Source organism: Micromonospora antibiotica (assembly GCF_017599305.1).
GTDB classification, from domain to species: domain Bacteria; phylum Actinomycetota; class Actinomycetes; order Mycobacteriales; family Micromonosporaceae; genus Micromonospora; species Micromonospora antibiotica.
Map to the genome: position 1 here is coordinate 258,252 of NZ_JAGFWR010000004.1, position 14,631 is coordinate 272,882.

The window sequence follows — 14,631 nt, forward strand, 5'->3', positions numbered from 1 at the left end:
AAGCAGCGCTGAGGAGTTGATCTAGCGGAGGTGAGTCCGGGGGTACTGTCCGAGAATCGATCGTTTCCCGGACAAGATCAAAAAGCGCCGACCGGGCCGGTCAAACGTGTCCGAGAAACCCGTCCGGAAAGTCGGCGTGTCCAACAAGGCGATCACGGGTTTCTCGGACACCCTAGACCGCGTGACCGCCACCCCCGCGCCCGCCGAGGGCGATCTGCTGCTACCCACCCCGCTCGCCGGCGTGCTCGTCGGCTACGGCCGCGTCTCCACCCGCGAGCAGAACCTCGCCCGCCAGCAAGCCGCGCTCACCGCGGCCGGCTGCGCGAAGTGCTTCTTCGACAAAGCCAGCGGCAAAAACGCCGACCGGCCCGAACTGACCAAGGTGTTCGAGTACATCCGGCCCGGCGACGCGCTCACCGTCGTCTCCCTCGACCGGCTCGGCCGCTCCCTGGAAGACCTGATCACCATCGTCGGCCAGCTCAAGCGCCTCGGCGTCGGCTTCCAATCCCTGCACGAGAAGCTCGACACCACCACGCCCGGCGGGATGTTCGTCTTCCACGTCTTCGCCGCCCTGGCCGAGTTCATTCGCACGATCATCGTGGCCAACACCAATGAGGGCCTGGCCGCCGCCCGCGCCGCCGGCCAGCGCCTCGGCCGCCCACCGGCGATGACCCCGGAGAAGGTCGCGTACGCGCTGCAACTGCTCGCCGAGCCCGACCGGACGATGATCTCGATCGCGAAACTGCTCGGCGTCTCCCGCAGCACCCTCTACACCGCGCTGCCCGAACTCCAGGCCGCGTCGGCGTAGGTGGTTTGGACGTTGGACCGGGACGTCGCGGTGACCCATAAGCTGTGGCGGATCAACCGACCGCCGACTACGGCCCACTCAACCCGGCCGCCGGCGGAAAGATCGACCTCAGCCGCGTCCGGCAGCACTGGGCCGACCTGCTACGCCTGGTCGGCTCGATCCACACCGGCGCGGTGTCGGCCTACCACGTCCTGCGAATGCTGTCCCCCGGCGGCGCGGCGACCCAACTCGGCGAGGCCCTCGCCCACTTCGGGCGGATCTTCAAGACCCTGCACGTGCTGACCTTCGTCGACGACGAGCCGTACCGGCGCCAGATCAAAGCGATGCGCAACCTCCAGGAAGGCCGCCACGACCTGGCCCGGCACGTCTTCCACGGCCGCCGCGGCGAGCCGCGCCAGCCCTACCACGAGGGGATGGAAGACCAGCTCGGCGCGCTCGGCCTGGTGCTCAACTGCGTCACCCTGTGGAACACCGTCTACCTCGACGCCGCCCTCGGCCGGCTACGGGCCGAGGGCTACCCGGCGCTCGACGCCGACGTGGCCCGGCTCTCGCCGTACATGCGCCGGCACATCAACGTCCACGGCCACTACTCATTCCACCTACCCGACCTCGGCAACGGCCGCCGCGCCCTACGTGACCCCGACGCTGACGACGACGAATAGACCCGAGGCCCAACCCATGCTTCCAGCAAAGAGAACGGCAAGCTCTCCCGGATGTACCGGCGCGCCTCCGGAATGGGCGATGAGTACATGGTTCGGGATGGTGGCCGAAACGATATGGCGATCCGATTTCTCAAGATTTATTCCAACTTGTACGGAATTTCAGTGGGTCGCGCACGGCCGGGTTCGGCTCATTCTTCGCAGCCACCGTCGGCGCACTCCGAACAGGTCGCACTGCGGGGGTTCGCTTCGCGACTGTGGCCGGTTGTTGCACCCCTCTCGCTGTGGTTCGCAGCGTCGTTCCTGGCGCGGCGCCGGCGGCGGGCGGTCAACGCGACGGAGATGGCCGCGATGGCTGCGGTGATCAGTTGAGCGGCGTCGCTGACGATGGCGAGTACTTGGGCGATCTGGCTGGTGCTCATAGTTGGTCCTCCGTCGCTCATTCGTGCGGGGGTGAGCCGAATGGGTCGATCATCGACGGCGACCAACTGGGTCAAAAGGGGCGCGGAATTGTCCGTACAACTCCCGACAGTCGCCGAACCCCACCGGACGGTCGACGGTGCGTAGTGTCGCTGGCGCATCCGGGTCGTGTCGGTGCTAGAAGGGTTGGCGAATGACGAAATCAGTGGTAGCGAATACGGCCGCGTCCGGACCGGGTCCGGTAAACACTCCGAAGGATTTCGGCCGAGAACTGACGGAAATCCGCAATCGGGCAGGTCTCTCAATTCAGCTGGTAGTGGACAAGATTCAGAACGGGAATAAGTTTAAAGAGGGAGCGAGTCGCGGCACCCTAGGGGACTGGTTCGCCGGCCGGAGTGTTCCCTCCGCCAGGCTTGAGAACACTCTGGTCGACTTGTTGCGCGCATGCGGAATCAAAGATCAGGCCGAAATTGACCAATGGGTGGCCGTCTGCCGACGGCTACGGCTGACACCGGGGCCTCGCCCGGCAGGTGTGGAGCCGTACCGGGGACTGTTCAGCTTCGACACCGAGCACGCCGACTGGTTCTTCGGCCGCGACGCATTGACCCGCAAACTGGTGGAGTTGATTGTCCAGACGGACGCCGCCGGTGGGGGGATCCGGATGGTGGTTGGCGCCTCCGGGGCGGGCAAGTCCTCGCTACTGCGCGCAGGTGTGATCCCTGCCCTGCGCGTCGGTGGGGGTGACGACCTCGGCCGGTCCTGGCAAGTGGTGTGCTTCACCCCGCAGGCGCGGCCGGTGGACGAACTGGCCAAACGGCTGGCGAAGTTGGCGGGCAGCGTAAAGGCCGAGGAGGTCGCCGAAGCGCTTCGGGAAGATCCGGAACGCTGTGCAGAGTACGTGCGGCTGGCCATGAAAGATCGGGACCAGACCGCGAACGAGCAAGCCGTGAACGACAGTGACGGCTTCGCCTCCGGGAACGGGCTGGCAATCATCGTTGACCAGTTCGAGGAGGCGTTCACCACCTGCGACAAGGAGGACGAGCGGCGCGACTTCATCGCGGCGCTGCGCGCGGCGGCGGCCGGTCCGCTCGGCGCGGTTGTGGTCATCGGGCTACGTGCCGACTTCTACGCCCAGGCGCTACGCCACCCGCAGCTGCTGGCCGCGGTCCAGGGCGGGCAGTTCACCGTTGGGCCGATGAGTGAGGCCGAGCTGCGGGAAGCGATCGTGCAACCGGCCTGCAAGGCGAAGATCCACTATGAGGCAGGGCTTGTCGAGCTGCTTCTGCAAGAGGTTCGGCCGCGCGGCAGCAAGCGTGACCCGCAACGAGCGCACGACGCGGGGGTGCTGCCGCTGCTGTCGCACGCGTTGCAGGAAACGTTGAAGCACGGCCACGGCCGGCAGCTGACAATCGCCGATTATCAGGCCGTCGGCGGGATCTACAAGGCTGTCGCCGACAGTGCCGACAAGATATACGACAAAGAGCTCAAGACGACGACGCAGCAGGATCTGGCGCGCCGACTCTTCCTGAACCTGGTCCACATCGGCGCCGAGACCGCGGACACCCGCCGGCGTGTCAGCACCGCTGAGCTCTTCGCCGATCACGGCGACGGCGCCCAGCGGGACGATCTGGAGGCGGTGCTCGTCCCGTTCGTCAGGGATCGTCTCGTCACTGTGCACGCCGACATGGTCGAGATCAGCCACGACGCCCTGCTGAGCGCCTGGCCCACGCTGGGCAAATGGTTGGACGCTGACCGGCCGGGGCTGGTTGTCGCGCGCAACCTCAACGAGGCCGCCACCGCCTGGGACCGCGACGGCCGAAACAGCTCGGACCTGTACCAGGCGACACGGCTGGAGGCCGCCCAGGACTGGGCACGACACCATCGGCGTGAACTGCCCCGCCTTACCCTGGACTTTCTCGACAGCAGCAGGCGGTACGCGCGCCGTCGCCGGTGGTTTCGTCAGGTTGTGATCGCCACCATCGTGTTGATCGCAGCCGTGGCGGTCGTGCAGAACTTCCGCCTCGACGAGCAGAACCTCAGCATCGTCTCGCAGCAGCTCGCGGCGCAAGCCCACGGGGTAGCGGCGGCGAATCCCCGCGCCTCAGCGCTCCTTGCCCTCGCCGCCTGGGACACCCATAAGACGCCGCAGTCGCGCGGGGCGGTTCTCAGCCTGCAGAACCATCCCCTGGCGGTCGTCGACTCAGGCCGCACGAACACATTCGTGTCCATCGCGTCGAGTGACGATGGCACCGTCGACGCCGCCGTAGCGGCCGACGGGCGACTGATGCTACGGAACGGAGAAGATCAACCGTGGCAAGAACTCCCGAGCCGTGTAGGAGAGGTACGACGGATCGCGTTCGGTGCGAACACGACCCTGGCCGCGTCTGGTCAGCGTGGAGTTCAAATCTGGACCGACCCTTGGCATAAGCCGGCTGGCCAGGTGGTGTCCAACGACGCCGCGTATGTCTCTGGTCTCGCGTTCGCCGGCAAGGACCGCTCCACGCTGTACACCTCGAACACCAACGGCGTGATCGAGCGGTGGCGCACAGACGGCAAACCGGCAGGCCCTGCGATCCCGACTCCTATCCGGCTGACGTCGGTCGCCGCCCAGCGATGCGACGGCGACTGGGACGAGAACGAGTGCCTCGTCGCGTTCGGCGTCAACGACGGCACCGTGCAGCTGCGTTACGCCGATAGTGGCGCCCTTCGTCGGAAGCAGCTCGCGCCGCGCGAGCAGGGGATGCCCATCTACAACCTTGCGTTCAGTCCGGACGGGGACAGCCTCGCGGTCGCCAGCGCCGACCAGCGCATCCACCTTTGGTCAGTAAGCCAGAACAGCGAGATCGGCAGCATCGACGCGCACAACCAGCCGATCCCGCACCTAGTTTTTGCACCCGGCCCGGGGTGCCTCCCACCGCCGTCGAACAGGTCGACGTCAGAAATGTCGACGTCCGGCACCGCCTGCGTACTAGCGACGGTCGGCTACGACGCCGTGCGTGTGTGGAACATCCGGCGCGACGCCCCAGGCGTGACTGCGCTGCAGTTGCTGTTCAGGCTCGAATCGCAGGGCCAGGTGCCGACGAGCGCAGCGTTCGCGGACAGGGCCGGCACGCTGCTCACCACCTACGACGATGGCTCGTTGGTGCAGTGGGACGTCGGCCGGATCACCGTCGAAGGCGCAGTCAACGACCTTGCATTCGACCCGACGCCGGACGCCAAGGCTGGGATGACGATCGTCGACGGTGGCGGACACATCAACCTGAGGCCGAAGGACGGCAGCGAGTCAGCCAGCCTCCGCACTCAAACCCGTGCTCGCAACTACGTCAGTGTCGCCTACGGGCCCAACAGCAAACGCTGGGCGGCCGCCGGTGACGACCACCGCGTGTACGTCTCCAGCTCCGCGTACAACCAGCCGTACCTGCCCGCCGCCCCGCAGTTCCCAGCCTCCTCCGACGAAGCTGTCGACATCAACCGGGTCGTTTTCGGCACCGACGGTACCCTCTACACCGGCGACAGCGCGGGGCACGTGAAACGGTGGACAGTCAACGAGGAGCGCGGCCTGACCAAGGCGGATTTCAGCGGCGAGCTGAACACCGGCGATGCCATCAGCGGAAGGTTCGCCGTATTCAGCATGGCAGTCAGCGAGGACCGCTCCGTCCTCGCGGCGACCTTTACTGACGGCACCGTCCGGCTCTGGGACACCGCAACCGGCGATCTGCTTTTGAATCCGATCAATGCCAGCACCGCCGCGGTCCACAGCATCACCTTCGCCCCGGGCCAAGCGACCTTCTTCACCGGCGACGCCAATGGCGTCATCCGCCGGTGGAACACCAAATCCGGCAAGCAGATCGGCGGCGACGCGACCGGCCACAGCGGCCCAGTCGCCAGCCTCACCGTCAGCGAGAACGGCCGAACCCTCGTCAGTGCCAGCCATGACCACACTATCCGGCTCTGGTCCGTCGCAGCCGGCGAGGCGCCAGAGTTCTATGCCGACCTTATCGGGCACACCGACAAGGTCAACACCGTGGTGTTCCGGCCGGGGACAAACGAGTTGTACAGCGGCAGCGACGACCGCAGCGTGCTCATCTGGAACCTCGACCTCAACGACGCTCACCGGAGAGCTTGCGCAACCAGCCGCGACGACATCAGCAAGAAGAAGGCATGGGAACGGCTGGCGCCCGGCCTCAACCGGTCCGACCACCAGCACATGTGCGACTAATTCATGCCCCGCCGGCAGCTTCCACGCTGCCGGCGGGGCCCGTGAGGGCTGATCTATCGGTATCGAGTTCGCCCAAGTGGGGGACTCGACGAATCCGCTACTGCACTCGGCGTAGGTGACTCTGGTGGTTCGGTGCCCCTGCGTTGCCGCCGGCCAGGACGCTCCATCAGCGTGCCCGACGACGTCGCCGAATGGCTTGACGGCCAGCCCAACGTCAGCGCCGCCATCACCGCCGCCGTCCGCGCCCAGATGGCCGGCACCCAGGTCGACGAGGTGCTGCGCCGTGCCGGCATCGAGGTCACCGACGCCGGCAAGGCCCGCTGGCGCGACCGCCTGGCCGCGCCGATCCCCGACGACGCCCTCGCCGAGGGGCAGCGGATGCTCGACGAGGGCGCGTGAGCGACAACCAGGTCGCCGTGGTCCTGGACGCCACCGTCCTCGCCGCGTACGTCGACGGGCAGCTCGCCGTCGGCGAACTGATCGCCGAGGTCGCCGACGAAGAACGAACGGTGGGCGTGCCGGCTGCCTGCCTCGCCGCCGCCTACGCGGCCACCAGCAGCGACGTCGGCACGGCCCTGCTCACCCTCCCGACCACCACACCTGCCATCACCGTGCTGTTCCTCGGTGCCGAGCCCGGCGTCGACGACGCCCGCCAGGCCGGCGTCCTCGCTCGCGCCGCAGGCGGCGACATCGCCCTCGGGCACGCCGCCCGCGCTGCCATCGCCCACCGGGCGCACCTGGCCACCGCCGATCCCAAGCCGGCCAGCGCCGTGCTGCCCGCCGGCTGGAGCATTCTCGACCTCAGCCAGGCGTAAATCGCCCCTGTCGCCAGGGCCGTCCCACTGCCTGGCGCGCTTCCGACTCGGCATCGAACGGCCGCCGTCGGTCAGCGCGGCATTTGAGTGACCACCGCACCCGGCAGCGGGCATTGATCCAGTCCCAACCTTGCACCGCACTCCACCCGGTAGATCCGGACGTGGACACGGTGATGGGGGCGGGTTGGCGTGCTGCAGATGCTTGACGCTTAGCGCGGCAGGATGCGGCGGATCGCTGCGATCTGGCTGGCCCAGCCGCCCAGTGTCGCGAGCTTGACGACATCACCGCTTTTCGGGGCGTGGATGATGAGTCCGCTGCCGAGGTACATGCCGATGTGGCGGGGTGTGGTTCGGGTGCCTTGGCTGCCGGGGATGAGGATCAGGTCGCCGGGGTGGAGCTGCGTCGGGTCGGTGACGGGGGTGCCGGCGTGGATCTGGTCGTGGGTGGTGCGGGGGATGGTGATGCCGGCCGTCCGGTACGCGACCTGCATGAGGGATGAGCAGTCGCACTGCCTGGCGGGGTCGCCGGAGTGCGGGGCGGTACAGGAACCGCCGAAGTGGTACGGGGTGCCGAGTTGGCCGATGGCCCAGGTTATGGCGGTCGCGACGGCCGGGGGAGTGTCGGCCGGCACCTTGAAGCCGTCCGGTAGGGCAGCAGGTGTGGCGGCGCAGTCGGTCAGTGTGGCGGTGAGGCGTTGAACCAGGTGGGAGGCGTCGTCAGCCCACTTGGTGTAGGCGTCAGGAAAGGCGGAGACCTGTACTGCTTGTGTGGCCTGGGTCAGTGGTATCTCTTCCCAGCCGGGAACGGCGAGCAGTTTGTTGTAGAAGGCGTTGGCCTGGTAGGCGGGGTCGGCCAGCTGGGCTGTGCTGCCCCAGCCCTGGCTGGGGCGTTGCTGGAACACACCGATGGAATCGTGGTCGTTGCGGTGGCCGAGGTGGGGCAGGTTCCGTAGTCCGGATTCCTGCAGTGCGGTGGCGACGGCGATGATCCAGCCTCGGCGGGGCACGCCCCTGGCCCGTCCAACGTCGATGATCGTGGTGGCGACGTCGAGCTGCTCGGTATCCCACGTGCCGGTGTCGGGCGGCTGGCCGGAGGGTGGATGGGCTGCGGAGGCGGTGTCACAGGTGCCGGAGCGGGTGGTGGCCGACATGAGGGCCGCGGGGAGGCCGAGGCAGGCTACGACGACCACGGTGACAACTCCGATGATGACTTTGGTCATCGTGACGGCACGTCCTTTGCGTCGTGTGCGAACGGATGTTGGTGGTCAGATGGGGGCGATCGGGGCTGACGGACAGCAGCACCGAAGTCGCTCTCGTGGCCGCGTAGCTCGTCCGTGTCGGGTGGTGACGCACGAGAAGGATCGTGGGCCGCCCGGAAGGGGCGGCCCACCGTGGCGGTCAGGGGCGCGGTGGAAGGTGGGTGAACAAATGGCCGGCTCGGCGGAGTAGGTCTTCGATGGCGCGGCTGGTGTGGGGGTGGTCGGAGCGGGTGCCGATGGTTGCGGCGTACGCCCAGTCCCAGGTGCCGTTGGCCATGGCAGGGACGTGCCGGACGGTGTCGTACCGGTCGAGGAACCAGGCGCGGCTCCGAGGCTCCGCGAGGAGGGCCAGTGGTTGGGTGGCGCAGGTGATGGTGCAGGCGCAGTCCGACTCGCGGTAGGTGGTACGTGGTAGCTGGTGATGGATGATGCAGCGGCAGTCGCAGAGTCGCTGCCATGACGGCGTGTAGGCCACGGCGGTGCTCCTGAGCGTGGGGCGGTGTGCGCCTGTGTGGTCGGCGCCATCGGAGGTCGGGGCCCGGGGCAGCGGCACCGATGGCCACTGCCCCGGGTTGTGTGGTGGTCAGACTGTGAGCAGGTCGAAAGCGGTGATCTTGAGGTCGCCGACGTTGCCGGTGAGGACCCGGTTGGCGCGGGCGGTGTCGTTCTTGGCGGGCTGGTAGTGGTCGAGGTATTCGGTGATGGCCTGGTATCCGGCCCACCGGGTGCCGGTGATGGCTTTCTGGGTGTCGGCTTCGCGAATCAAGTACTTGAGGGTGCCGAGGCGCTGCTTGGCGTTGTTGCGGGTCTGCTCGGAGGCGTTGTCCTTGACGGGCCACACCCGGCCGACGATCTGTTCGAACTCGCGCATGGTCAGGTCGGCTTGGAGCATCCGCTCGGCGGCCCTCTCGAAGGTCTCCATGTAGGTCCACATCAGGCCGATGGCCTCGCGGGCCTGGCTGATCTGTGAGGTGACGTTCGAGGTGTGCCGGAAGGTGTAGTGCCCGACGGTGTGTTGGAAGGCGGCGCGTTGGGTGTTGGCGCAGACCACCCGGATGGGGCTGGCGTCGACGCGCAGGGCGGCGGTGCCGTCGTGGGAGGTGGTGCCGATCAGGTAGAGGTCGAGACGGTCGACGCCGGCGATGTGCATCGCGTCGGGGAGTTTCATGGTCACGAAGACGCTCTTGCCGCCGCGGAGGCTGCCGGCGGTTTCGAAGTGGGCGCCGCCGACCTGGTCGACGAGGCGGTCGAGCATCTCGGCGCACTGTTCGTTCTGGACCACGGTGTAGTCGGTGCCGACGATGCCCAGGTACTCGGTGGCGCCGGTAGCGGGGTTACGGCGGACGGTCATCCGTTTGTCGTCGGCGGGGACCTGCACCTCGACGCCGTCGACGAGGTCGATGCCGACGGTGCGGATGGTGCGGACGCCCCAGTCGCCGAGGCGGGCGGCGGCCATGATCTCTTCGGCTTTCATGGTGTCCTGGGTGACGGTGCCCAGCTGGTGCCAGGCGGACATGCGGGCGGAGGCGAAGGCGGTCGTCCCGTCGGCGAACGTCTCCAGTTCGTGTGGCACAGGGTTTCTCCCTCTCGGTACGGGTGCGGGGGCCGAGCGTGTGGCTCGGCCCCCGCGGTGGTGGGTGATGGTCAGGACTGGTCGGGGGCGCCCGCATCGGTGCTGGTGTCGGCGGGTGCCGGGTGGACGAACGTCAGCGGGTTGTCGGCGACCAGGAGGATGCGGCCCGCAGCGGCGGCCTTCGTGAGGTTGTTGCGGACGGCCCCGTTGCTGACCGCCCGGTTGAGGTGCGCGGCGAGGGCGGTGGTGATGTCCTGCGGGGTCATCTGACGGCCGGGGTGGGCGGCGAGGTAGTCGAGGGTCAGGCGTTCCAGTTCGCCTCGGCTGAACGGCTGGTTGCCGTCGGCGTTGACGGTGGCGTCACCGACCCGGGTCGTGGTGCTCGCCGTGCGGAGGGCGGTGCGGGTGGGCAGGACGACGATGTGGGTCTCGCCGTCGGGGGCGACGATGTGCAGGGTGCCGTCCGGGTGGATCAGCGGCTGTACTGCCGTCGTGGCGGTCGGTGCGGTGGCCAGTCCTCGGATGACCTGGGAGCACAGCGGGCAGCGGGGCGGCTGCGGGTTCGGGTCGACCTCGCTGGCCTTGGTCGGTCCCGGGATCCACCGTTGCGGCAGGCCGGGTAGGCGTCGGGCGGCGTCGGCCTGCTCCATCGCGGTCAGCAGCCGGGCGGCCGTCGGATGCCCGATGCCGCTTTCGGTGACGATCACGTCCAGGGTCGCGCCGATGTCACCGTGGTCGGCCAGGACTGCCTTGATGGCCATGACCTTGCGGTCACCCGGGCGGGCAGCCGGTACGGCGGCTGCCGGCTGTGCCTCGGCCTGCATGTCGGTGTCGGAGTTCGGCTCGGCGTCGTCGCCGCTGGTGTGGGCATTGTCGTCGGGGACGTCCGGCCCGTTCGCGTTGTCGTCGTGGTCGGCCGGAGGGGCACCTGTCCCGGTGCCGTCGCGGTCGCTGCTGGTGTCATCAGGGTTGCTCTCGATGTGATCGGTCGACTCGCCGGGTTCCTCAGCCGGCTGATCGGTCCGTTCCCCGGTGACTCCGTCCTGGTCGATGGTGGTGTCGGCCCCGGTGGTGTGCGCGTCGGCGGGTTCGGTGTCCGGCGGCGCGGTGTCACCGGCGGCGGTGGTGAGGGTCCACCGGGTGGGGGTGCCCTCGGCCTGGTCGGTGTCGGCGTCCACCGCGATGATCAGCCCGGCGTCGATCAGGGTCTTGACGGCCTTGTCGGTGGTCGAGCGGGCCTTGCCGGCCTTCTCGGCCAACTCGTGGATGTCGCCCTGGCCGAGTTCGGTCAGGGCGTCGAGGACGGCCTGCGTGGCAGGTGTCAGGGACAGGTCGTTCATCGGGGTTTCCCTCCTGGGTGAGAGCCGCCCGACCCGGTGTCGGACGGCGGTGTGTCGGGGTTGTGGGCAGCGGCGGGCACGGGCCCGGGCTGCCGTGCCGTGGTGCTCGACCCGACGGGTGGCGTGGGGCTCGTCGGCGGCGTCAGTGGCCGGTGGTGGTGCGCAGGATGTAGAGGCGTCCGGTGGTCGGGTCGCGGTAGATGCCGGCGTCGGGGTGGGTGAGTCGCAGCGGGTGGACGCTGCCGGACGGTCGCAGCCGGGCGTCGCAGCTGCCGACGGTGACGTGGGTGGTGTGGCCGGCGAGGTGCAGTCGGCGGCAGGGGTCGGTGTGGGGCAGGACGACCAGGACGGTGTCGCCGGGGTTGACATAGCGTCGCTGCACCACCCGGCCCCCGTGGGTCTGCGCATAGAGGGTCCGTGTGGTGTCGGCGATGAGGGTGTCGACGCGGTCGCGGGCCTGCCGGTACTCGCGGCCCAGGTCGGTGATGGTCTGCACGACGCCGGTGACCGTGGCGGTGGGACCGGTCAGGTCGTCGGTGTTGATGAGCCGGGTACGGAGGTCATCGGCGGCGAGGTGCGGTTCGGTGCGTAGGTGCCGCAGGGTGCGGCGGCGTCGGGGAGGTGCGCGGCGGCGGGGACCGGGTCGGTGGCGTGTTGGTCGAGGGTGCGGCCGGTGGTGAGGGTGAGCCAGTGGCTGACCGGGTCGAGGTGCGGCATCAGGTGTCCCCGGGTCAGCTGGTGAGGTGGGCGAGTTCGGTGGGGGTGAGCTGTGCGGGGGTGCGGTTGCGCCATGCGTCGGAGTGGCGCAGCTGCCACCAGCGCAGCAGCGTCCGGCAGGCGGTGGACAGTTCGTCGCAGTCGGGCAGCGGGTACGCCATCGGGCCGTTGCGGTGTCGGGGGTCGGTGTATGCGGTTGGTGTCCACCCCTGGTCGGTGTCGGTGATCTCCCCGACGATGCGGTCGGCGTACGGGATGTCGAAGGCGGTGGCGGCTTCGGCGTCGGGTATTACCAGCCAGGTGTCGTCGGGGTGGCGGCGCAGCGTGGCCACGCCCCACGAGGGGTCGCTGTGCTGCAGCAGCAGGTGCCGTTCGTCGGTGGCGCTGATCGGCCGGTGGCTGCGCCAGGCGCGGTAGCAGGCGGTGAGCAGTGTGCCGAGGAGGCGGTGGCGTTCGTGGGCGGTGAGGACGTCGGTGAGGGTGTGTGGGGAGCCGGTCAGGGGTCTGTCGGTGGGGGAGGTGAGTTGGTGTCGGGTGGTGTCGGCGAGCGCACCGAGCCGGGTGAGGGTGTGGTCGAGGGTGGTGGTGCTGTCGGTGAAGTCGCGGGCGGTGCGGTGTAGGAGGCGGGCGAGGTCGCCGAGTGGGTCGAGGGTGGCGGTGTCGTGTCGCCACAGGTGTTCGGGTAGGACGTCGTTGGTGTCGGCGGCGATACGTCGCAGTGCGGGGTCGGTCAGGAACATCGGGGTCTCCTTTACAAGGGGGATGGCGAAGGCCGGTCATCGCGTGGGGCGGTGACCGGCCTTCGGGGGCGTGTGGGGGTTCAGGCGGTGGCGATGGCGCACAGCCGGGCGTCGGGGCGTAGGGCGCGTAGGTAGGCGCAGGCTTCGTTGAGGAAGCGGAACTGGTCGGCGACGGAGTCGGTGGCGGGGGTGAGCAGGCGGCCGTCGGTGGTGATCAGGGCGTCGCCGATGAGTGCGGTGCGCCAGTGCAGTCCGGCGTAGGTCGCTTCCCCTGCTTGGTAGAGGGACAGTTCGTAGGGGTCGAAGGTGTGGGCGAGCATCGCCAGGACGCGGGGTTGCAGCTCGAAGCGTCGGCGGGCCTCGTAGAGGGTGACGGTGCTCGGAGCGATGTGGTGTTGGGCGAGGAAGTCCTCGAAGGGGCGGGCCGGTGTGGTGGTGGCGCCGATGTGGGTGTTCCAGGCCCGCCAACGCAGGGCGGCGTCGTGGGCGGCGCGGGCGGCGGTGCCGGTCAGGTCGAGGCGGCTTTTGCGGCCTCCGGCGGCGAGGGTGACCGCGCCGCACCGTCGGGCGGCGTCGAGCAGCCAGTAGCCGAAGAATCGGGTCAGCCAGCCGATCAGTGGGCGGTGGCGGACCTGGTAGCGGCGGGTGGGGGTGCCGTTGATGTGGAGCAGGTCGTGGACCTTCTCCGAGGCGGCGAACCAGTCGGCGTCTACGCCGGGGGTGAAGCAGACGGTGATCACGTGGCCGGTGGGGGCAGTGGGGGTGGGCATGGCGGAGTGCTCCCTTCGCGACAGGGCAGGGTGAGGTGGTGTGCGGGGTGGGGTCACCGGGGTGCGGCGTCTGCGGCGGGGTGCTGCCTGGGGGTGCGGGTGGGGATCACGGGCCGACCGGGAGGGTGGGCTGGGGTGATCCCGTGGCGCGGGGCAGGTCCGGAAAGGGGACAGACGGGCGGTGGTGCGAGCAGAAAGAAGAAGCTGCACCGTAGCGCGGTGACCTGACAGCACCAGCCTTGTCAGGAAGCACGATCATGCGTTGAGCTGCGCCGACAGCAACGTGGGGTGGCTGTCAGGGGTTGTCAGACGACGAAGAGTCCGTCGTCGTCGAAGTTCGGGTTGTCCGCCACCGGATGCCCATGGTCGCTCGGCAGCATGGTGAGAGGGATCCGGGCGGTTGCGCCGGGAGGAAGCCACACCGCCGCGGCGGGGTCGGTGGTGTGGGTGGCGGTCGCGCATGGCACCTCGTCGGTCAGGTGCCGGTGCAGATGCTCCTCGCGGCGTTCGCTGCCGAGCCAGAACAGCACCGGGTAGCGGGGGCCGCCGCGGCGGGTCAGCTGCGCGTATCGGTCGAGTTTGGTGATGACCCGGGTGAGGGGTTCGGTGCCGGTGTCGGCTTCCAGGAAGAACCCGACGGTGGTGTCGTTGACGCGCCACAGTCCGTGCCCGTCGGCGGTAATGGTGCGGAACTGGCGGGTGGTCAGTGCCTCGGACCACCACCGGTCCAGGTGGGTTTCCGGATGGTGGTGGGTGTGGGTGGTGAGCCGGACGAAGAACTCGTTGACGGTGAGCAGGTGGGTCAGGTGCGGGTTGGCCGACAGGCGGTGTACGGCCTGGCGGGTTGCCCGCAGGGTGGGTTCCGGGCGTCGGTGGGCGGCGGCCTGGAAGCGGTGTCCCTGGTGGCCGAGGGTCCAGTGCCAGGGTTGGCTGCCGCCGCCGGTGCGGGCGAACCGGAACCGGTCCAGCAGTCCGAGGTTGGCGAGTTCACCGAGGCGGATCTGGCAGGTGCGGCGGGCTCGGAATAGCAGGCGGTGGATCTGGTCGGTGGTGAGGACCTGGTGGTCGTCGAGGAGGTGCAGCAGGGTCCGGTCGCGGGCGGTGATGTGCGGGTAGAGGGACAGCAGGCCGGGAGAACGTGGTGTGGGCATGAAGGGGTCACCCCGTGGAGAGAGAATCCCGTAGGGAGTCTGGATGAGTTGATCGTGCTGTCGTGTGGGCTGACGCCACGGTGTGCGCAGGTGGGGCACCTGACAGGTCCGGTGGTGAGGGCTCGGTTGGGGGCTCGTGTCGTGGACACCCCCAAACGAG

The 14,631-nt window shown here is 68.8% G+C and carries 15 protein-coding genes; 5 read left to right on the plus strand and 10 right to left on the minus strand.

The genetic code is table 11. The features are described 5' to 3' along the window. Positions 1-181 precede the first annotated feature (181 nt). Together JQN83_RS11210 and JQN83_RS11215 are read left to right on the plus strand one after the other, a co-directional pair. Positions 182-808 carry a recombinase family protein gene (locus tag JQN83_RS11210; protein ID WP_443674013.1) on the plus strand — a complete coding sequence of 209 codons (627 nt, stop codon included), beginning with the start codon at positions 182-184 and terminating at the stop codon, positions 806-808. Positions 809-852: 44 nt separating this feature from the next. Continuing rightward, positions 853-1,470, plus strand: coding sequence for a Tn3 family transposase (locus JQN83_RS11215; protein WP_208567032.1), 618 nt, complete (start codon positions 853-855; stop codon positions 1,468-1,470). A gap of 188 nt (positions 1,471-1,658) precedes the next feature. On the opposite strand, the gene JQN83_RS11220 is transcribed toward JQN83_RS11215, so the two are convergent. Beyond that, on the minus strand, positions 1,659-1,889 hold the full coding sequence (locus tag JQN83_RS11220) for a hypothetical protein (RefSeq protein ID WP_208567033.1): 231 nt from the start codon (positions 1,887-1,889) through the stop codon (positions 1,659-1,661). A gap of 191 nt (positions 1,890-2,080) precedes the next feature. On the opposite strand from JQN83_RS11220, the gene JQN83_RS11225 reads away from it, so the two are divergent. From JQN83_RS11225 to JQN83_RS11235, 3 genes are all read left to right on the plus strand, one after another. Then, a complete protein-coding gene (locus JQN83_RS11225; RefSeq protein WP_208567034.1) occupies positions 2,081-6,106 on the plus strand; it encodes an nSTAND1 domain-containing NTPase in 4,026 nt (1,341 codons plus the stop codon). A 171-nt stretch (positions 6,107-6,277) separates the two neighbouring features. Then, positions 6,278-6,505 carry a hypothetical protein gene (locus JQN83_RS11230; RefSeq protein ID WP_307799173.1) on the plus strand — a complete coding sequence of 76 codons (228 nt, stop codon included), beginning with the start codon at positions 6,278-6,280 and terminating at the stop codon, positions 6,503-6,505. Next, positions 6,502-6,921: a hypothetical protein gene (locus JQN83_RS11235; protein WP_208567035.1), complete on the plus strand. Its 420-nt coding sequence runs from the start codon at positions 6,502-6,504 to the stop codon at positions 6,919-6,921. The genes JQN83_RS11230 and JQN83_RS11235 overlap by 4 nt, the downstream gene beginning before the upstream one ends. Before the next feature lie 209 nt (positions 6,922-7,130). On the opposite strand, the gene JQN83_RS11240 is transcribed toward JQN83_RS11235, so the two are convergent. From JQN83_RS11240 to JQN83_RS11275, 9 genes are all read right to left on the minus strand, one after another. After that, positions 7,131-8,072, minus strand: a complete 942-nt coding sequence (locus tag JQN83_RS11240; RefSeq protein ID WP_244252203.1) for an NlpC/P60 family protein — start codon at positions 8,070-8,072, stop codon at positions 7,131-7,133. Positions 8,073-8,319: 247 nt separating this feature from the next. After that, positions 8,320-8,655, minus strand: a complete 336-nt coding sequence (locus tag JQN83_RS11245) for a hypothetical protein (RefSeq protein ID WP_208567037.1) — start codon at positions 8,653-8,655, stop codon at positions 8,320-8,322. Positions 8,656-8,763: 108 nt separating this feature from the next. Next, a complete protein-coding gene (locus JQN83_RS11250) occupies positions 8,764-9,753 on the minus strand; it encodes a DUF932 domain-containing protein (protein ID WP_208567038.1) in 990 nt (329 codons plus the stop codon). 71 nt (positions 9,754-9,824) lie between these two features. After that, positions 9,825-11,093 (minus strand): MarR family winged helix-turn-helix transcriptional regulator, encoded by a 1,269-nt coding sequence (locus JQN83_RS11255; protein WP_208567039.1) that lies wholly within the window; start codon positions 11,091-11,093, stop codon positions 9,825-9,827. Between the two features lie 142 nt (positions 11,094-11,235). Further along, positions 11,236-11,589: a hypothetical protein gene (locus tag JQN83_RS32975; protein WP_244252204.1), complete on the minus strand. Its 354-nt coding sequence runs from the start codon at positions 11,587-11,589 to the stop codon at positions 11,236-11,238. 29 nt (positions 11,590-11,618) lie between these two features. Then, positions 11,619-11,810, minus strand: coding sequence for a hypothetical protein (locus tag JQN83_RS32980; RefSeq protein ID WP_244252205.1), 192 nt, complete (start codon positions 11,808-11,810; stop codon positions 11,619-11,621). A gap of 14 nt (positions 11,811-11,824) precedes the next feature. After that, complete coding sequence (locus JQN83_RS11265) at positions 11,825-12,550, minus strand: hypothetical protein (protein ID WP_208567040.1); 726 nt, start codon at positions 12,548-12,550, stop codon at positions 11,825-11,827. Positions 12,551-12,630: 80 nt separating this feature from the next. Beyond that, on the minus strand, positions 12,631-13,320 hold the full coding sequence (locus JQN83_RS11270; RefSeq protein ID WP_208567041.1) for a hypothetical protein: 690 nt from the start codon (positions 13,318-13,320) through the stop codon (positions 12,631-12,633). A gap of 305 nt (positions 13,321-13,625) precedes the next feature. Next, a complete protein-coding gene (locus JQN83_RS11275; RefSeq protein ID WP_208567042.1) occupies positions 13,626-14,471 on the minus strand; it encodes a replication-relaxation family protein in 846 nt (281 codons plus the stop codon). Positions 14,472-14,631 lie beyond the last annotated feature (160 nt).